This window comes from Roseitalea porphyridii (assembly GCF_004331955.1).
Taxonomy (GTDB): domain Bacteria; phylum Pseudomonadota; class Alphaproteobacteria; order Rhizobiales; family Rhizobiaceae; genus Roseitalea; species Roseitalea porphyridii.
Genome location: NZ_CP036532.1, coordinates 2,668,825 through 2,687,544, shown reverse-complemented (window position 1 = coordinate 2,687,544; position 18,720 = coordinate 2,668,825). Strand labels below are relative to the sequence as shown.

The 18,720-nt window shown below is 66.9% G+C and carries 16 protein-coding genes; 11 read left to right on the top strand and 5 right to left on the bottom strand.

All coding sequences use genetic code 11. The features are described 5' to 3' along the window. Nucleotides 1-22 precede the first annotated feature (22 nt). On the bottom strand, nucleotides 23-1,051 hold the full coding sequence (locus tag E0E05_RS13030) for a TAXI family TRAP transporter solute-binding subunit (RefSeq protein ID WP_131617110.1): 1,029 nt from the start codon (nucleotides 1,049-1,051) through the stop codon (nucleotides 23-25). 247 nt (nucleotides 1,052-1,298) lie between these two features. Between E0E05_RS13030 and hflK the strand changes: the two genes are divergently transcribed. The 4 genes from hflK to E0E05_RS13010 all read left to right on the top strand — a co-directional run bounded on the left by hflK (nucleotide 1,299) and on the right by E0E05_RS13010 (nucleotide 5,257). Next, complete coding sequence (gene hflK, locus E0E05_RS13025; RefSeq protein WP_131617109.1) at nucleotides 1,299-2,444, top strand: FtsH protease activity modulator HflK; 1,146 nt, start codon at nucleotides 1,299-1,301, stop codon at nucleotides 2,442-2,444. After that, nucleotides 2,444-3,379, top strand: coding sequence for a protease modulator HflC (hflC, locus tag E0E05_RS13020; RefSeq protein WP_131617108.1), 936 nt, complete (start codon nucleotides 2,444-2,446; stop codon nucleotides 3,377-3,379). The genes hflK and hflC overlap by 1 nt, the downstream gene beginning before the upstream one ends. Before the next feature lie 17 nt (nucleotides 3,380-3,396). After that, nucleotides 3,397-3,588 (top strand): DUF2065 domain-containing protein, encoded by a 192-nt coding sequence (locus E0E05_RS13015; RefSeq protein ID WP_131617107.1) that lies wholly within the window; start codon nucleotides 3,397-3,399, stop codon nucleotides 3,586-3,588. 154 nt (nucleotides 3,589-3,742) lie between these two features. Continuing rightward, complete coding sequence (locus tag E0E05_RS13010) at nucleotides 3,743-5,257, top strand: Do family serine endopeptidase (protein ID WP_131617106.1); 1,515 nt, start codon at nucleotides 3,743-3,745, stop codon at nucleotides 5,255-5,257. Between the two features lie 498 nt (nucleotides 5,258-5,755). Here the strand turns inward: E0E05_RS13010 and serB are convergent, their stop codons facing one another. Next, complete coding sequence (gene serB, locus E0E05_RS13005) at nucleotides 5,756-6,643, bottom strand: phosphoserine phosphatase SerB (protein ID WP_131617105.1); 888 nt, start codon at nucleotides 6,641-6,643, stop codon at nucleotides 5,756-5,758. A 46-nt stretch (nucleotides 6,644-6,689) separates the two neighbouring features. On the opposite strand from serB, the gene miaA reads away from it, so the two are divergent. Both miaA and E0E05_RS12995 read left to right on the top strand, forming a co-directional pair. Next, nucleotides 6,690-7,595 carry a tRNA (adenosine(37)-N6)-dimethylallyltransferase MiaA gene (miaA, locus tag E0E05_RS13000; protein ID WP_244597723.1) on the top strand — a complete coding sequence of 302 codons (906 nt, stop codon included), beginning with the start codon at nucleotides 6,690-6,692 and terminating at the stop codon, nucleotides 7,593-7,595. 92 nt (nucleotides 7,596-7,687) lie between these two features. Further along, entirely contained in the window at nucleotides 7,688-8,509 is an 822-nt protein-coding gene (locus E0E05_RS12995; protein WP_131617103.1) for a GGDEF domain-containing protein, read from the top strand. Here E0E05_RS12995 and E0E05_RS12990 read toward each other — a convergent pair. Beyond that, nucleotides 8,478-10,439: an ATP-binding protein gene (locus E0E05_RS12990; protein WP_131617102.1), complete on the bottom strand. Its 1,962-nt coding sequence runs from the start codon at nucleotides 10,437-10,439 to the stop codon at nucleotides 8,478-8,480. The genes E0E05_RS12995 and E0E05_RS12990 overlap by 32 nt on opposite strands. 364 nt (nucleotides 10,440-10,803) lie before the next feature. Between E0E05_RS12990 and E0E05_RS12985 the strand changes: the two genes are divergently transcribed. The 3 genes from E0E05_RS12985 (at nucleotide 10,804) to E0E05_RS12975 (ending at nucleotide 14,418) form a co-directional block, all read left to right on the top strand. After that, nucleotides 10,804-11,466 (top strand): NYN domain-containing protein, encoded by a 663-nt coding sequence (locus tag E0E05_RS12985; RefSeq protein WP_158629369.1) that lies wholly within the window; start codon nucleotides 10,804-10,806, stop codon nucleotides 11,464-11,466. Nucleotides 11,467-11,676: 210 nt separating this feature from the next. Next, a complete protein-coding gene (locus tag E0E05_RS12980) occupies nucleotides 11,677-13,476 on the top strand; it encodes an acetolactate synthase 3 large subunit (protein WP_131617100.1) in 1,800 nt (599 codons plus the stop codon). A gap of 21 nt (nucleotides 13,477-13,497) precedes the next feature. Further along, nucleotides 13,498-14,418, top strand: coding sequence for a DMT family transporter (locus E0E05_RS12975; protein ID WP_131617099.1), 921 nt, complete (start codon nucleotides 13,498-13,500; stop codon nucleotides 14,416-14,418). Between the two features lie 65 nt (nucleotides 14,419-14,483). On the opposite strand, the gene E0E05_RS12970 is transcribed toward E0E05_RS12975, so the two are convergent. Then, the gene (locus tag E0E05_RS12970) at nucleotides 14,484-15,896 is read right to left on the bottom strand and encodes a hypothetical protein (protein ID WP_131617098.1); all 1,413 of its coding nucleotides are present in this window, start codon (nucleotides 15,894-15,896) and stop codon (nucleotides 14,484-14,486) included. 198 nt (nucleotides 15,897-16,094) lie between these two features. Here E0E05_RS12970 and ilvN point away from each other — a divergent pair, with 198 nt between their 5' ends. Beyond that, nucleotides 16,095-16,667: an acetolactate synthase small subunit gene (gene ilvN, locus E0E05_RS12965; RefSeq protein ID WP_131617097.1), complete on the top strand. Its 573-nt coding sequence runs from the start codon at nucleotides 16,095-16,097 to the stop codon at nucleotides 16,665-16,667. A gap of 75 nt (nucleotides 16,668-16,742) precedes the next feature. Here ilvN and E0E05_RS12960 read toward each other — a convergent pair whose 3' ends face one another. Beyond that, the gene (locus E0E05_RS12960) at nucleotides 16,743-17,216 is read right to left on the bottom strand and encodes a hypothetical protein (RefSeq protein WP_131617096.1); all 474 of its coding nucleotides are present in this window, start codon (nucleotides 17,214-17,216) and stop codon (nucleotides 16,743-16,745) included. A 282-nt stretch (nucleotides 17,217-17,498) separates the two neighbouring features. On the opposite strand from E0E05_RS12960, the gene E0E05_RS12955 reads away from it, so the two are divergent. Beyond that, nucleotides 17,499-18,626, top strand: a complete 1,128-nt coding sequence (locus E0E05_RS12955; RefSeq protein ID WP_131617095.1) for an ATP-dependent DNA helicase — start codon at nucleotides 17,499-17,501, stop codon at nucleotides 18,624-18,626. The last annotated feature ends 94 nt before the right edge of the window (nucleotides 18,627-18,720 follow it).

The following is an 18,720-nucleotide window of genomic DNA, read 5'->3' as shown; positions in this document are numbered from 1 at the left end:
CCGGGGCGCGCCCGCGCGCCGCCTACTGCGGCGGCATCAGGTTGTCGGGAATCTCGATCCCCTGTTCCTCGTAGAAGCGGGCCGCGCCCGGATGCAGCGGCACCGGCAGGCCGGCGATCGCCGCTTCCAGCGACATGTTGTTGGTCGCCGGATGGATCGCCTGCAGGAACCGCAGGTTCTCGTACATCGTCTTGGTGATCAGGTAGACATCCTCTTCGGGGATGTCCTGATGGGTGGCGAGGAAGTTGGGCTGGGCGATGGTCGTCACGTCCTCGTCGATCCCCGGATAGGTGCCGGCGGCGATGGTGTACTCGGTCCAGAGGCCTCGGCCGCCATCGGCCGTTTCCATCTCCTCGGGCGTGAACGACAAAAGCGTCACCCGGTCACCGGCCGCCGACAGGAGCTGGGTGACCGCGCCGACCGGTGCGCCGGCCGGCGTCGACATGCCGACCGCCTGGCCGTTCTGCACCGCCTCGGCGCTCGGGCCGTAGCCGCCATAGATCAGCTCGTAGTCCTCGTCGATGTTGATGCCGAAGCCATCCAGGATGGTGCGGTTCGAACCGATCGTGCCCGAATTCTGCCGGCCCATCGCCATCGGCTCGCCCTTCAGCGCCACCAGGTCGGAGACGGTGCCGCTCTGGACGCGGTCCGAGGCGATGATGAAGTGCTCGACGTTCGGCCACAGCATCGAGACAGAGCGCAGATGCTCCTGCGGGCCGTCCGCTTCCACCGGGCCGGTGCCGGTCGCCGCGTAATAGCCGAACAGGCCCTGCAGAATGGCGAACTGGGCTTCGCCCTCGCGCAGAAGGCGCACGTTCTCGCCCGAGCCGGCCGAGGAGATGGCGCTCATGCCGATCCCTTCGGACGGTTCGAGCCGTACCTTGGTCAGCGTCGAGATCGCCACGCCCACCGGATAGTAGGTCCCCCCGGTCGAGGCGGTCGACAGAATATAATTGCGCGTCTCCTGGGCCATCGCGCCGGTCGTCGCACTCAGGGCGACACCGGCGGCAAGTGCCGCGGACACGAAGCTTCTGCGTGAGATGAATGTCATTTCTTACCTCCCAACTGACATTTCATGCGCAGGGCGCATGACGGTTTATAGGATTAGACGAACGTCGAAGTCACGGGTTTTCGGAACGGGCCCGTTGCTGCGCGCGACGATTTGGCCGCCCGGTCCGTGACCGAATTCGGACCGGTTTTCGTTGAAAGGGCACGGTGGCGTTCCTATAACCCCCACAAGCGACGTTCGGACGCCAGCTGCGCCGAACGCTTTGTTTTCTCGCATCAAGAGGTATTGGATGCCCTGGAGCAATCAAAATGGCGGCGGCGGCCCCTGGGGCGGCGGCGGCAACAACAATGGCGGCCCCTGGGGAGGTGGCGGCGGTGATGGCGGCGGCCCCTGGGGCCAGGGACCGCGCGGGCCGAACCGCCCCGGCGGCGGCAACCAGCCGCCCGACCTCGAGGACCTCATCCGCCAGGGGCAGGACCGCCTCAAGCGCGCGCTGCCCGGCGGTGGCGGTGGCAGCGGCCGGGTGCTGATCGGCCTTCTGGTGGCCGGCGCGCTGGTCCTTTACCTGCTGCAGGCCTTCTACCAGGTCGAGACCGACGAACGCGCCGTCGAACTCCTGTTCGGCCAGCCCAAGGAACAGCTCTCCGAGCCGGGCCTGCATTTCCACTTCTGGCCGGTCGAGACCGTCGAGAAGGTGCAGATCGTCGAAAAGCAGATCCAGGTGGGCGCCGGCACCGGCCGCAGCGGCTCGCAGGGCCTGATGCTGTCGGGCGACCAGAACATCGTCGACGTGCAGTTCTCCGTTCTTTATTCGGTGATCGATCCGCAGGACTATCTGTTCAACGTGGCCGGACCCGACGATGCGGTCCGCCAGGTCGCCGAAAGCGCGATGCGCGAGATCGTCGGCCGTCGTCCGGCGCAGGACGTCTTCCGCGACAACCGTGCCGCGATCGCCGAGGAAGTGCGCACCTCGATGCAGTCGACGCTCGACGCCTATGGCGCGGGCATCCAGATCAACACCGTGTCCATCGAGGACGCCGCGCCGCCGCGCGAGGTGGCCGACGCGTTCGAGGAAGTCCAGCGCGCCGAGCAGGACGAGGACCGGTTCCGCGAGGAAGCCAACCAGTACGCCAACCAGCAGCTCGGTCAGGCGCGCGGTGAGGCGGCGCAGATCCGCGAAGAGGCGGCCGCCTATGCGACCCAGGTCGTGCAGGAGGCCGAAGGTGAGGCGCAGCGCTTCATCTCGATCTACGACCAGTATCGCTTGGCGCCGGACGTCACCCGCAAGCGCCTGTTCCTGGAGACCATGGAAGGCGTGCTCGGCAATTCCAACAAGGTGATCCTCGACGAGGATGGCGGCGGCACGGGCGTGGTGCCCTACCTGCCGCTGCCCGAAATCCAGAATCGCCGGACCGCCGCAGGAGGCACGCAGTAATGTTCAAGGGAAACCGCATTCCGATCATCGCCTTTCTGCTCGGCATCGTGCTGCTGCTCGTCTACGCCTCGATCTTCGTGGTCAACGAGCGCGAGCAGGCGATCGTGCTGCGCTTCGGTGAAATCCAGGACGTCAAGACCGAGCCTGGCCTGTACTTCAAGGCGCCGCTGGCTTTCGTCGGCTTCGACACGGTGCAGATCATCGAGGACCGCCTGCTGCGGCTCGATCTGGTCGACCAGCCGCCGGTGCAGGTGTCGGGCGGCCGGTTCTATGAGGTCGACGCGTTCCTGACCTTCCAGATCACCGACGCGCGGCGCTTCCGCGAACAGGTGTCGGGCGATCTCAACTCCGCCGCCCAGCGCCTGCGCACGCGTTTCGACGCGGCCCTGCGCCGGGTCTACGGTCTGCGTGGCTTCGAGGCCGCCCTGTCCGCGGAGCGCACCGAGATGATGGCGGAAGTGCGCGACCTGCTGCGGCCCGACGCCCAGCAGCTCGGCCTGACGATCCAGGACGTGCGCATCGTGCGCACCGACCTGACCGCGGAGGTCTCCCAGCAGACCTTCGACCGGATGACCGCCGAACGCCTCGCCGAAGCCGAGCGCATCCGTGCGCGCGGTCGCGAGAACGCCCAGCGCATCCGCGCCGTCGCCGACCGTCAGGTGGTCGAGATCGTGTCCGAAGCGCGCCGCGAATCGGAGATCCTGCGCGGTGAGGGCGACGCCGAACGTAACCGCGTGTTCGCCGACGCCTTCACCCGCGATCCGGACTTCTTCGAGTTCTACCGCTCGATGATCGCCTACCAGCGGGCGCTGGCCCAGCAGGAAGGCGGCGACACGACCATGGTGCTCTCGCCGAATTCGGAGTTCTTCGAGTTCTTCGAGAATGCGCAGGGCACCACGCCGGTCGCGCCCGAGCCGGACCAGGCAGGGCGCTGAACAAGGGCCGATGCGTGATGACCGATCTTGTCACCGCGCTCGGTCTGGTTCTGGTGATCGAGGGGATCGTCTACGGCGCGTTCCCGCAACTTGGTCGTCGGGTGGGCGAGTTTCTGCGCGCCGCGCCCGACGACCAGTTGCGTGTCGCGGGTCTGGTGTCGGCGGCGATCGGCCTCGGCATCGTCTGGCTGGCCCGGTCGTTCCTCTGAACGGCCATCACAAGGCGGTGAACGGCGCATGCGGCCGTCGAGCCGGCTTGCCACGGCCCAAAGCGGCCTTATTTTGCCGGCACCACACGCACGGGCGGCACGGTGATCGCCGGACACGCCGCCCGCCACGCATCTTTTGAGGAGGTTGGCTCTGATGGCACTGGGCTCGTCGACGTCGCGCAAGATCACCGCACTGGCAACGGCGGGGCTGGCCGCCCTTCTTGTCGCCCAGCCGGCGCAGGTTCCCGGGCTGGGCGCCGCGCCCGCACACGCCCAGCAGGCGGGTCCGCAATCGCTGGCCGACCTGTCCGAACGGCTGCTCGACTCGGTGGTCAACATCTCCACCTCGCAGACGCTTTCGGGCGGCGAGCGCAACGTGCCCCGTCCGCGCCTGCCCGAAGGCTCGCCCTTCCAGGAATTCTTCGACGAGTTCTTCGACAGCCTGCCTGAAGGCGGCCCGCGCGGGCCCGGCGGTCAGCGCGTCCAGTCGCTCGGCTCGGGCTTCGTGATCGATGCCGACGAGGGCATCGTCGTCACCAACAATCACGTCATCGCCGACGCCGACGAGGTGGTCGTCAATTTCAACGACGGCAATTCGATCGCCGCCGAGGTGATCGGTACCGATCCGAAGACCGATCTGGCGGTGCTGAAGATCGATCCGTCCGAGAACCCCGACATGCAGGAGGTGCCGTTCGGCGATTCCGACGCGATGCGCGTCGGCGACTGGGTGCTGGCGATCGGCAACCCGTTCGGCCTTGGCGGCTCGGTGTCGGTGGGCATCGTGTCGGCGTTCGGCCGCGACATCAATTCGGGCCCCTACGACAATTTCATCCAGACCGACGCGGCCATCAACCGCGGCAATTCGGGCGGCCCGCTGTTCAACATGGATGGTGAGGTGATCGGCATCAACACGGCGATCATCTCGCCCTCGGGCGGCTCGATCGGCATCGGCTTCGCCATTCCGACCGAGCTTGCGATCGGCGTGATCGACCAGTTGCGCGAGTTCGGCGAGACCCGGCGCGGCTGGCTCGGCGTGCGCATCCAGCAGGTCACCGACGACATCGCCGAGAGCCTCGGCATGGACGAGGCGATGGGCGCGCTGGTCGCCGGCATCATCGAGGGCGGACCGGTCGACGACGGCTCGATCGAGCCGGGCGACGTGATCATCGAGTTCGACGGCCAGGCGGTCGAATCGGTGCGCGAACTGCCGCGCATCGTGGCAGACTCGCCGGTCGGCAAGGAGGTCGACGTGATCGTCCTGCGCGACGGCGAGCGGCAGTCGATCAAGGTCACGCTGGGTCGGCTCGAGGACGGCGAGGATCTGGCGCTTGCCACCGAGCCGGGCGAGGACGAGGGCGGCGATGAAACGATCGCGCTGTTCGGCATGACTCTGGCCGAACTGAACGACACGCGCCGCGAGGAATTCTCGATCAGCGAGGACGTCTCGGGCGGCGTGGTGATCACCGAGGTCGAGGCCGGTTCGGCCGCCGACGACAAGGGCGTGATGGCCGGCGAGGTGATCGTCGAGATCGCCCAGGAACAGGTCTCGACGCCGCAGGACGTCCAGGAGGCGATCGACGCGCTGCGCGACAGCGACCGCCGCAACGCGCTGCTGATGCTCGCCGGCGCCGACGGCGCGCTGCGCTTCGTGACGATCCGCATCGACTAGGGGCTGGGCGCCTCCGCGATTGCGCGGGCGCCCTGTTTTTCGCTGTCGGAAGCATCGTGTTCCGCGGCCCGGGACCGCCGATGTTCCGATGATGGCCGTTTGGTCATGCCCCTCACCCTTACCCTCTCCCCGCAGGCGGGGAGAGGGAGCCATCGGCATCGGCGCTGCACCCGTTGGTATGGACGCCGGGCTTCAACTTCCGCATGCCGACGCGCGATGTGGCCAACCCCCTCTCCCCGCAGGCGGGCAGAGGGGCGAGCACACCGCGATTCCGTATGCGTTCTTGGATGCTTGGCGTCCATCCAAATCGAGACGCACCGATGCCGACGACTCCCTCTCCCCGCGCGCGGGGAGAGGGTAAGGGTGAGGGGCCTCTGCGACATCCCTTGCCCTTCGAGGCTCGCCGCGCTCGCACCTCAGGATGAGGGATGACGACGGGCGTCAAAGACCCGGCATAACAGTTCGAACCGCAAGGTAAGCGTGCGGCAGCCCCCGTCCTCAGCGGACGATCTCGCCTTCCCGATAGCCCTGGATGAACAGCAGCGCGGTTAGGTCGCCATGGTCGATGCGCATGTCGGCTTGTGCGGCGACCGCCGGCTTGGCGTGCAGCGCCACGCCGACGCCCGCCATCTCCAGCATCGCCAGATCGTTGGCGCCGTCACCGACCGCGATCGCCGCGTCCGTGCCGATGCCGCGCAGGGCCGCGATCTCGGCGAGCGCTTCGGCCTTGGCCTGCCGCCCGAGGATCGGCTCGTCGACGGCGCCGGTCAGCCGGCCGCCATCCTGCAGGAGGCGATTGGCGCGGTGTTCGTCGAAACCGATCCGTGCGGCGATGGTCGCCGTGAAATCGGTGAAGCCGCCCGAGACGAGCACGCAATACGCCCCGTTCGCGCGCATCGTGCGCACCAGTTCCGGCCCGCCCGGCGTCAGATGGATGCGCGTTGCGATCACCTGGCCGATGGCCGACACCGGCAGGTCCCTCAGCAGCGCCACGCGCTCGCGCAGCGCGCCCTCGAACTCGATCTCGCCGGCCATGGCGCGCGCGGTGATCGCGGCGATCTGATCCTTCAGGCCGACTTCGGCGGCCAGTTCGTCGATGCACTCCTGTCCGATCATGGTCGAATCCATGTCGGCCAGCAGCAGCTTCCTGCGGCGTGCGTCCGGGCCGGCGTCGGGCTGGATCACCGCGTCGACCGGCGCGTCGCCGATCGCCGTTGCGACGTCTCCGTCGAGCGGCACCGGGGCGGGCACGACGAGGTCGGCGGCGACATCCCCGGCGAGCCAGTCGATGCGCGTCGCGCCGGCCGCCTCGGCGACACGGGCCGCAAGTTCCGGGCTGAGCGCGCGCGTTGCGGGATTGGCAATCAGGGTGAGGATGTGGGACATGACGCTCGATTGGGCCCGAACGGGGCAGGGGGTCGCCCGGCGAACGATGGCACGGACAATCAGCCTGATAGCGGGGCCGACCGCGAGCGGCAAGTCGGCCTTCGCGCTGGAGCTTGCCGCGCGGACCGGCGCGCATATCGTCAACGCCGATTCCATGCAGGTCTATGACGGGCTGCGCGTGCTGACGGCGCGGCCGGATGCGGACGAACTGGCGCGCGCGCCGCACCATCTTTACGGCCACGTGCCGCCCTCGGTCGCCTATTCGACCGGGCAATGGGCGCGCGACGTGACCGACCTGATCGCCCGGCTGCCACCCGATGCGTCGCTGGTCTTCGCCGGCGGCACCGGGCTCTACTTCAAGGCGCTGACCGAGGGGCTGTCGCCGATGCCGGACGTGCCCGATGCGGTTCGCGCGGCCTTTCGCGCGCGGCTCGCAAGGGAAGGCGCGCCGGCGCTGCACGCGGACCTTGCCGCGCGCGATGCCGAAGGCGCGGCGATGCTCGAGCCCGGCGACGGTCAGCGCGTCGTGCGGGCGCTCGAAGTGCTCGAGGCGTCCGGCGCGCCGTTGCGCCACTGGCAGGGCCGGCGCGGCGATCCCGTCCTGCCGCCCGAAACCATCGGCGCGCGCTTCGTGCTGCTGCCCGAAAGGGCCGCGCTGAATGCCCGCATCGAATCGCGCTTCGATGCGATGATCGCCCGCGGCGCCCTGGATGAGGTGCGCGCCCTGCGCGCGCTGAACCTCGACCCGGACCTGCCGGCGATGAAGGCGATCGGCGTGCGCGAACTGGGCGCCGTTCTCGACGGCGCGATGGACGAGGCCGAGGCGATCGCGCGCGCCAAGGCGGCGACGCGCCAATATGCCAAGCGGCAGATGACCTGGTTCCGCAACCAGTTCGACGCGACGTGGCAAATCGTTAACGCTGCCGGCGGGACGCCGCCTCCCACCACCTGAATCGCGCCCGGTACGCGCAGTTTTACATGGTCCCCTTAACCCCCGTTAAGGGACGGCCTATACCAGTGCGTCATCTTTTTCGAAGGTGCGACATGCGGATTAGTCGGGCGGAAATACTTGTTCTGATCTATGTGGGCGGACTGGCGGTGGCTGGCGTCGCGACCTGGATCAGCGCGTCCGCGTTCGCCGGTCTCGTCGCCGGAGGCGGGGCCGATGTCGCCGGCGCGGGCTGGGCGGTGCTCGTCTCGCGGGCCGTCTCGGTGGTGCTGGCGCTCGCGGTCCTGTTCGGCCTCTTGTGGCTCTATCCGGCGATGCGGCGCGACGCGCACGAGCGCGGACGGCTGGTCACCCAGTCGCGGTCCTTCATGCAGGCGGCGCTGACCGACGTGCTCACCGGCCTGCGCAACCGGCGCTATTTCGACGACGCGCTCGCCGAATACATGAAGGAGTTCGGGCTGATCGACCGGCCGCTTGGCGTGATGATCCTCGATCTCGATCACTTCAAGGCGATCAACGACACCTACGGGCACGACAATGGCGACCTCGTGCTGCGGCAGGTCTCGCTGACGCTGCAGCAGCACACCCGCTACCATGACGTTCTGGCGCGGATCGGCGGCGAGGAGTTCGCGGTCCTGTTTCCGAACACCGACGAGTTCGCGCTCAAGCGCCTGGCCGAGCGCATCCGCGAGGCGATCGCCGTCGCGCCGGTGACGCTGGATGCGGTTCCGGTGGCGATCACGGCGAGCGTGGGCATCGCGGTCTGGGATGGCCGGGAGGGCGCCGGCGCGCTGGTCAAGCGGGCGGACCAGTATCTCTACAGGGCCAAGACGAGCGGCCGGAACCGCGTGATCGGCAGGCAGGGGGTTGCGATCGCCGAACCGGTCAGTCCCGATCGGCTCGCCGAAACCGGCTGATCAGGTCGCGCGGCCCGTGCGGAGCATCGTTCGGCTGCTGCGTGCGGCCGGACCGGCCGCCGCCTTCGGCGTTGCGGCGCAGCGGACCGTCATAGGTAAAAAGGCCTTCGCGCCCTCCCGACGACGGCGCTCCGTTGGCCACGCCGTCCAAGCTCTCCTGCAGCTTCGGCGCGTCCGCCAGCGAGGGCCGCTGTTCGCCGACCACGCCCAGCGTGTTCCAGCTTTCCAGCGGTTCGCCGAGCGCGTCGGCGGCGGCGAGCGCCGGCTCGCGCACCGCCTGCAGCAGGCTCTTCACGTCGACCGGCCCGGCCGCTTCGGAGCTGGCATCGTGCGGATCGTCCCCGGCCTGACCCGGCAGGCCGGTGGTGTCGACGGTCTCGACCATCATGCGCATCGGCGTGTTGACGCCCTGGCCGAAGGCGATCGCCTCGCGGTTGGCGAGCGAGGGCAGGAAATTGATGTAGGAGCGTGAGGCGCCGGTGATGGCGCGGCGGATGATGTCCTGGTCGGAATCGTTGCCGAGGCGCATGGCGAAGATCGTGTTGCACTGCGACAGGATGGTCGCGTCCAGTTCGCTCGGACGCTGCGTGATGATGCCCAGGCTGACGCCATACTTGCGGCCCTCCTTGGCGATCCGCGCGATCGAGGCGCGGGTCGGGCCGAAGCCGGCCTCGCGGTCGGCGGGGATGTAGCGGTGCGCTTCCTCGCAAAGGACCAGCGTCTTGACCTTCGAGCGGCTCCACACCGACAATTCGAACGCCACCCGGCACAGCACGCTGACCACCGCGTTGACGACCTCCGAGGGGATGCCGTTGAGCTGGAAGATGGTCACCGGCCGGCCCTTTGAGGGCACGCGGTAGATGTGCGCCAGAACCTCGGCGAGATTGTCGGTGATCGTCTTGTGGGCGAACATGAAGCGGTAGCGCGGATCGTTGACCGCGGCTTCGATGCGGCTTGCCAGCGATTTCAGCGTGGTCCTGTGCTCGCGCGCGTCAAGGCTGCCCATGCGCTCCTTGATCAACGCCAGAAGATCGGCGACCCGGTAGGGGATGGGCGTGTCGGCGGTGACCTGGTTCCCGCCGCGGCCGGGCTTGCGCATCGGGCCGCCGGCCATGTCGCCCTTGAAGCGCAGGCGCGCCTCGGGAATGAGATCGCGCAATATGTCGACCTCTTCGGGGTCGGCCGGGCGGCCGCGGAACAGCACCTCGACGAATTCCTCGAGCCGGAACAGCCAGAACGGCAGGTCGAGCGTGCTGTCGTCGATGGTCACGGCGATGTCGGGGAAGGCGGAGGCGAACTCGTTGTGCGGGTCGAGCAGCAGGATGCCGATGTCGGGGCGGGCGGCGACGATCTTGCGGATCAGCAGCGCGACGGTGGTCGACTTGCCGACGCCGGTGGTGCCGACGACGGCGAAGTGGCGCGAGATCATCGCGTCGATCGAAACCATCGCCTCGATGTCGCGGCTCTGCGAAAGCCGGCCGAGCGGCACCGCCGTCGGATCGGTGTTGGCGAAGATCGCCTGCAGGTCGGCGTTGCGGATCCGGTGCGCGACGGCGCCCAGGTGCGGATAGTGCGACAGGCCGCCGGCGAAGCGCGCCGTCCCGCCTTCGTCCTCGCGGATTTCGCCGACCAGTTCGACGTGGATGTGAACGGTGTTCGGCGCGCCCCTGCGCCAGGCCGCGTCCGGCACCTCGATGCGGTACAGCATGCCGACCGTGCGGGCGGGTCCGGAGGCGATCGTGATCAGGCTGCCGACGTTCCAGTAATCGTCGGAGACGCTGGAATCGGCGGGCATGATCGCGCTGATGACGGCGCGCGTGCCGTCGCAGTCGATGACGTGGCCTTCGGTCCGGTTGCGCCGGTCCGAGGTCCTGGCGCTGCGATCGGTGCGGCGATCATCGGCGCGGTCGCGCTCTGGGGATCGGTACATGGGCGGGCCTCTTCCGCACAGAGCCTAGGCGGACGCGGTTAAGGAATGACTACGCGCGCCGCCCGCATGCGACCGATCGCGGTCCGTCGAGGGGAAGTTAGGAATCTGCTCACGATCGAATTCTCTAAGAAGGTTGAGAATTATGCTCGCAAAATCACTCTATGAACTGTCCTCTACCAGTCTTGGTTGTTCCATAGCTCTCCGTGCATGACAGGTGCGATCGAAACGTGCCTCTTGGGAAGAAGGGACTTGAAACTGGAACATGTAGAAGCTATTTTTTCGGCATACCGGCTGATGGCTTCGGCTATCAGTACAAGGGCCGCTTGGGCGAAAGCCCTGCGGCTCTTGCTGTATCTGGGGTGCCGTGAACGCATACGTCTACATTGACGGCTTCAACGTGTACTATCGTGCTTTGCGCGGGACGCCTTACAAGTGGCTAGACGTAAGTGCACTCGCTTCAGAGCTATTGGATGCGTCCGACACCGTTCAGGCAATCAGGTATTTCACGGCAGACGTGAGTCCACGTGCAGGTGATCCGACGGCACCCGAACGTCAGCAAACCTATATGAGGGCGCTTCGCACGATCCCTAATCTCAAAGTGCATCGTGGTCGCTTTTTGCCCAAGACGAAGAGGCGGCCACTAGTTGGCCAAGAAAAGACATTTGTCCAAGTGCATGACACGGAAGAAAAGGGGTCCGACGTCAATCTAGCCACATTTCTTCTCAACGACGCGTTCCGCGGCAAATTTGAGGTGGCGCTCGTGCTGTCTCAAGACACCGACCTGATTGAACCTTTGAGGATCGTAAAACACGATCTGGGTTTGGTTGTCGGAGTAGGATGGCTTGAAGGTACGGAACCTGGGAAGAAGCACAAGCGCGTGACTGATTTTATCCGTCACGCCACCAAACCGATGCTGGCTCGATGCCAGTTCCCGAATCCGACCCCTGGGAAAGTGGAGAACCCATTGCAAAGCCGGCGGAGTGGTAAATCTCCCCCCTTCTCGGAAGCTCACGGCCAACCGGCTTGACCGGTCCGCTGGCCGTGATATGAGAGCGCCGATGATGACCAAGCCGCTTATCGTAGTAGGATCGCGCATGGGCAAGGTGGCGTAGCCACCGGGCGAGACCTCCCATGCGCGACGACCGGGCTCCCTTGTGGGGCCTTTTTTATTGCCTTTCGCAAGCCAAACCGTGAAACAGTTGACGACGGGCCCCCGGGCCGAGACGGGACAAAGACGATGGATGCCAAAGTGGACACCAAAGCAGGCCAGGAAATGACGGGCGCCGAGATGGTGCTCGAAGCGCTCAAGGACAATGGCGTCGAGCACATTTTCGGCTATCCGGGCGGCGCGGTGCTGCCGATCTATGACGAGATCTTCCAGCAGGACGCGGTCGAACACATCCTGGTCCGGCACGAGCAGGGTGCCGGCCACGCCGCCGAGGGCTATGCCCGCTCGACCGGCAAGGTCGGCGTGGTGCTGGCGACCTCCGGTCCCGGCGCCACCAACTGCGTGACCGCGCTGCAGGACGCGCTGATGGATTCGATCCCGATCGTCTGCATCACAGGCCAGGTGCCGACCACGCTGATCGGCTCGGACGCCTTCCAGGAATGCGACACGGTCGGCATCACGCGTCCCTGCACCAAGTACAACTGGCTCGTCAAAAGCGTCGCCGACCTGCCGCGCATCCTGCACGAGGCGTTCCGCGTCGCCCAGACCGGCCGGCCCGGCCCGGTCGTCGTCGACATTCCCAAGGACGTGCAGTTCGCGACCGGCATCTATCAGGGCCCCGAGATCGCCGAGGAGCGCACCAGCTACCAGCCGCGGACCGAGCCCGACGAGGGCGCCATCCGGCGCGCCGTGGCGCTGATGGCGACGGCGAAGAAGCCGATCATCTATTCGGGCGGCGGGGTGATCAACTCGGGCGACCGGGCGAGCGAACTGCTGCGCGAACTGGTCGCTGCGACCGGCTTTCCGATCACGTCGACGCTGATGGGCCTTGGCGCCTATCCGGCCTCGGGCGAGAACTGGATCGGCATGCTGGGCATGCACGGCACCTACGAAGCCAACATGGCGATGCACGATTGCGACCTGATGATCAACATCGGCGCGCGGTTCGACGACCGCATCACCGGGCGGATCGACGCGTTCTCGCCGAACTCGCGCAAAATCCACATCGACATCGATCCGTCCTCGATCAACAAGGTCGTTCACACAGAGGTGGGCATCGTCGCGGACGTCGCGCTGGCGCTGGAGGCGCTGGTCGATGCGTGGCGGGCGGCAGGGCACAAGCCCGACCGGAAGAAGCATGCACACTGGTGGGAGCAGATCTCCAAGTGGCGGGCGCGCAATTCGCTCGCCTACACCAACTCCGACGACGTGATCATGCCGCAATACGCAATCCAGCGGCTCTACGAGGCGACCAGGGCCAGCGGCAAGGACACGTTCATCACCACCGAGGTCGGCCAGCACCAGATGTGGGCGGCGCAGTATTTCGGCTTCGAAAAGCCCAACCGCTGGATGACGTCGGGCGGGCTCGGCACGATGGGCTACGGTCTGCCGGCGGCGCTCGGCGTGCAGATCGCCCACCGGGATGCGCTCGTCATCGACATTGCCGGCGATGCCTCGATCCAGATGAACATCCAGGAGATGTCGACGGCGATCCAGTACATGGCGCCGATCAAGGTCTTCATCCTCAACAACCAGTACATGGGCATGGTGCGCCAGTGGCAGCAGCTGCTGCACGGCAACCGGCGCTCGCATTCCTACACCGAGGCGATGCCGGACTTCGTCAAGCTGGCGGAGGCCTATGGCGCGCACGGCATACGCTGCGAGAAGCCGGGCGATCTCGACGAGGCGATCGCCGAGATGATCGAGATCGACAAGCCGGTGATCTTCGACTGCTGCGTGTCGGCGCTGACAAACTGCTTCCCGATGATCCCCTCGGGCAAGGCGCACAACGAGATGCTGCTGCCGGACGAGGCGACCGACGAGGCGGTGGCGAACGCGATCGGAGCCGAAGGCAAGGCGCTTGTCTGATCCGAGGGTCGGCGCGCGCCCATGAGCAAACCGGCACCCGGTCCGGTCGACTATTCGCATCTGATCACGCTGTCGCTGATCTGGGGCAGCGCGTTCCTTCTGTCGAAGATCGCGGTCGCCGATTTTCCGCCGATCACGATCACGCTCGTCCGTCAGGGCCTCGCCGCGCTGCTGCTGTGCGGGCTGGTGCTCGCCCTGCGCCGGCCGCTGTTCCGGCCGACGGCACGCGATCTGGTCTTCATGGTGATCTGCGCGGCGACGGGCACCGTGATCCCGTTCACCGCGATCAACTGGGGCGTTGCGGTGATCGACAGCGGGCTGGCGGCGATCCTGATGGGGTTCATGCCGCTCGTCGTGATTGTGCTGGCGCATCTTCTGACGCGTGACGAGAAGATGACGGTGCCCAAGATCGCCGGTGTCGCGCTCGGGCTGATCGGTCTTGCGATCCTGTTCTGGCCGGCACTGCGCGACGGGTTCGGCAAGGATGTGTGGCGCCAGCTCGCCGTGCTCGTCGCGGCGACCGCCTACGGGATCAACGCGCTTTCGGTCAAGCAGCTCGTGCGGCACCCGCCCATGGTGCTGATGGCCTACATCACCGCGCTGACGCTCGTCATTCTGGTGCCGGCGGCGTTCGGGCTCGAACGGCCGTTCGATGCGACGCCCTCGAGCCAATCGGTGATGGCGCTGCTGGCGCTGGGCGTGTTCCCCTCGGCGCTTGGCGCGCTGTTCATGTTCGCCATCATCGAGCGGCAGGGCGCGTCCTTCTTCGGCCAGATCAACCTGCTGGTGCCGCTCGCCGGCGTGTTCGTGGGCGTGCTGTTCGCCGGCGAACGGCCGGGCTGGAACGCGCTCGCGGCGCTCGTCATCATCGTCTCCGGCGTCGTCGTGGCCCGGCTGGGCACGCGGCGCAGGCGCGAGGGGGCCCTTCAGCCGCCCGCCTGACCGACAAAAAAGCCCCCGACAGCGAGGCTGCCGGGGGGAGTTGTCCCGGGGGAGGGAACGGTGGATCAGCTGTTGGTCGGCGCGTTCATGGTGAAGTCCTCGCCATCGGCGCGGATTTCGATCGCCACCGGGCGGCCCGACCGCAGAATGCCGTCGAACTCGTAGTAGACGTCGAAATCACTGCGCAGGCTGCGGGCGACCGACGAGACGCGAAGCCCCTCGATCTCGCTGCCGATCGTGCGACGCAGATCCGTCGGCACGGCGCGCAGCGGAATGCGCTCGCGGATCTCGTTCACCCTGGCTCCATCGGTCATGTAGATGGCCGTCGGACGGCCGGTGACCCGATTGACGCCTGCGAAGACGTAGGCGCTGCCGCCTTCATTGGTGCGCTGCCAGCCGCTGAACCGGACATGCGGCACGACAGCCGAGGCGACCTGGTAGGCACGCTGGACCGAGCGGCGGTCCGTCGGTGCGGGCTGTGCCCGATCGGAACCGTTGCGCGCCATCTGCCGGTCGCGTTCGGAGGTGGCCGTCCGGTCCCGCTCGACCAGATCGGTCTGGTCGCGTTCGGCCGGGATCGGCCCGCTGTCGGGTTCGCCCATTGCGGTCGCGCCGCCGTTCATCGCGTCCTCGCCATTGGTGACGGGGTCGAGATCACCGCGATCGGCCTGCTGGTTCAGTCCCGGCTCGACGGCGGTCAGCCCTTCACTGATCATCTCACTGCCTTCGCGCAGCGGATTTGTGTCGTCGGCCTGCCGGCCGCCCGGCTGGTCGATCGTGGCTGCGAAATCGTCATAGGTCTCGGCGATCGGGCCCTCCTGGGCGCGGCCGTCGCGGGCGGCGTCGAAGCTGCCGTTCTGGTGGTCGACCATGTCGCGGTCGGGTCGCTCGACCGGCCCCGCATCGGCGGAACGCTGGTCTTCGTCGCCGCCATAGATCGGCACGTAACGGTCGGCGATGGTGCCCTGGGCCGCGTCGACGCTCGCGGCGCCGGCTTCGGTCTCGATCCGGCCCGGGTTGTCGAAGCCTTCGCCGGCCGAACGGTACCGTTTGGCGACGGTGCCTTGACCGGCCTGCATGTCGATCTGGCGGTTGGTCGAGGTCGTCGCGGCATCGTTCGGCTGCGTGGTCGAGGCGATCTGCTCGCCGGGGTTCTGAAGGTTGTCGAGCGGGTCGATCTCGTTGCCGGTCTGGGCCATCGCCTCGGCGGCCTGGGCGTCGTTCGGATAGTCCGGAACGGTTTGCGGAATCTGCTCGCCGGGCTGGATGCCGGCGTCGGCGCGCAGGCCGTTTTCGCCATTGCCGTTGCCGTTCATCATGTTCCGGTCGGCCGAAGCATTGGCTTGCGCGTCCAGGATCGCACGGCAGGCGTCGATGACGCCGCGGTTGAGCTCGTCGGAAGTCTGCTGCGCCGTCGCCGGGCCGAATGTCAGCGCCAGCGCCAGGGCGCTCGCAGTGGTCGTAAGAATGGGTTTCACGGTCTCCTCCTGTTCCTTTGTCGCGGCGCGGGCCGCGCCGGGATCGGTCCAGACGGCCGACGCGCCGCATGAGGTTCTGCCATTGCAATTCGTGGGCGCCCGAATGGTTCAGACTTGCCCCGAAAAAAATTGGGTACGCTTGAACGGGGCCGGAAAGCCTGCCAAAGACGGCCGGCCCGATGCATGGGGAAGACGACGATGAGCGAACCGCAGGAAGAGCCGGCCTCGGCCTATTTCATCACCAAGGACACGGCGGCGCCCGAGGTGCACACGCTCGCGGTGCTGGTCGACAACGAGCCGGGCGTTCTGGCGCGCGTGATCGGCCTGTTTTCCGGTCGGGGCTACAACATCGAGAGCCTGACGGTCTCGGAGACCGAGCACGAAAAGCACCTGTCGCGGATCACCATCGTCACGCGCGGCACGCCGCAGGTGATGGAGCAGATCAGGACCCAGCTCGAACGCATGGTGCCGGTCCACCGGGTCGACGATCTGACGGTGATCGCGCGCGAGGAGGGCTACGAGAAGCCGCTCGAGCGCGAGCTTGCGCTGATCAAGGTGCGCGGGGCCGGCGAGAACCGGCTCGAGGCGCTGCGGCTGGCAGACGCCTTCAAGGCGAACGTGATCGACGCCAATGTCGATCACTTCGTGTTCGAACTGACCGGCCGGACCAACAAGGTCGAGCAGTTCATCGCGATCATGGCCCCGCTCGGCCTGATCGAGGTGTGCCGCACCGGCGTGGCGGCGATGCGCCGCGGCCGCGAGGCGATGTAGTTCAGGCCAGGCGATCCGCCGCCCACGATTGGTGCGGCGGATGCTTCGGGCGCCGGTTGCCCCTGCATTTGCTGGTCAGCGCACCCGCAAATCGCGGCTGTAGGAATGCACGTCGCCGGTGAAGCGGATCAGCGGATTGGCGAACTCGTTCATGTATTCCTTGACGGTGATGCCGTCCTTGATGGCGGTGATGCGGATGGCATCGACATTCCAGTTGTCGCCGTCAAACCCGCCCGAGAACCCCTCCACATCGAGAATGAACAAGGTGATGTCGTCGACTTCGGTGCCGTCGGGCGTGTCGAAGTAGACCCGGGTCGTCGTGTAGTCCTTGATCCGCCGGTCGCTGACATTGACCTGACGGCGGATGCCGCGCTGGCGCCCGTCGGACCGGTATGACCAGATCGAGGCAAAGGCGTTGTCGTCATTGCCGCGCAGATCGTCGCCGCCGGTGCGGATTTCCACCGAGACGCCGTCGATCTCCTGCGCCGATGCCGGAACAGCGGCCACGGCGAGGGCGGAGGCAAGAAGGGGGAAGAGAATGCGGTTCATGGCTCGTTCCAATCTTTGCTGTTTGCCGCGGCGGCACGTGCCACCGCGCGATTGGGAGCGAGCATGAGGGAAATGGGGCGCGATGGCCGTGCGAACGGTCACAGGGCGGGGGAGGGGTGAGATGTCGCTCTAGGAGTGACGGTCGGATGTCCGATCTGTGTCGCGGTCATGGCCGGCCAGAGATGATCTGAGTGCTTGGCAGCGCTTCACGCAAGCGACCGGCCTTTCCCACAACCGCCTTTTCCGTTTTCCTCCATCGGTCGAATCCCCTACATCCGGTCCATGCAGCTTTCCCCGCAACAGGATGATGCGCTGAAGGCGGTCGCCGACTGGCTCAAGCGCGGCGACAGCCCGCTGTTCCGCCTGTTCGGCTATGCGGGAACCGGCAAGACCACGCTGGCGCGGCACTTCGCCGAAGGGGTCGACGGCACCGTGCAGTTCGCCGCCTTCACCGGCAAGGCGGCGCAGGTGATGCGCGCCAAGGGCGCCTCCAACGCCAAGACGATCCATTCGCTGATCTACCGGCCGCGCGGCGAGGAGGCGGTGACCGACGAGGTGACCGGCAAGACGGGCATGGCGCCGACCTTCGCGCTCAACCGGCAGTCGGACATCGCCCGCGCCAAGCTCGTCATCGTCGACGAATGCTCGATGGTCGGCGAGGAACTGGCGCGCGATCTTCTGAGCTTCGGCACGCCCGTGCTTGTGCTCGGCGATCCGGGGCAGTTGCCGCCGATCTCGGGGGGCGGCTTCTTCACCGATGCCGAGCCCGATTTCCTGCTGACGGAAATCCACCGGCAGGCGGCCGAGAACCCGATCGTGCGGCTGGCGATGGACGTGCGCGAGGGGCGCGAACTGATGCATGGCGACTATGGCACCGCCCAGGTGATCGGCAAGAACGATCTGGACACGGACATGGTGAAGGCGGCCGACCAGGTGCTGGTCGGCATCAACCGGACACGGCGGCGCTACAATCAGCGCCTGCGGCAGCTTGCCGGGTTCGACGCGCGTTATCCGCAGGCCGGCGACAAGCTGGTGTGCCTCAGGAACGATCCGGCAAAGGGGCTGCTGAACGGGTCGCTGTGGAAGGTGATGACCGCATCGGCGCCCGGCTCCAAGCCGAGCGTGAACCTCTTGGTCGCGCCCGACGATGGCGACACCGACCGGGGCGTTGCCAAGATCAGGCTGCTCAAGGCGGCCTTCGATAATCCCGACGAGGAGGTGCCCTGGCAGCTCAAGCGCCGGCACGACGATTTCGACTATGGCTACGCGCTGACCGTGCACAAGGCGCAGGGCTCGCAGTGGGACAATGTTATGGTCTTCGACGAGAGCTTCGCCTTCCGCGACATGCGCGACCGCTGGCTCTACACCGCCGTCACGCGCGCCGCCGAGACGCTGACGATCGTGCGATAGGGCCGTTCCAGCGAAGGCGGGAACCGGTTTCGCGTCCGCAACTGCGAAAAGGCAGGGACCTGGAGCGCCTTACTGGTCCAACAAAGAGCGAAGG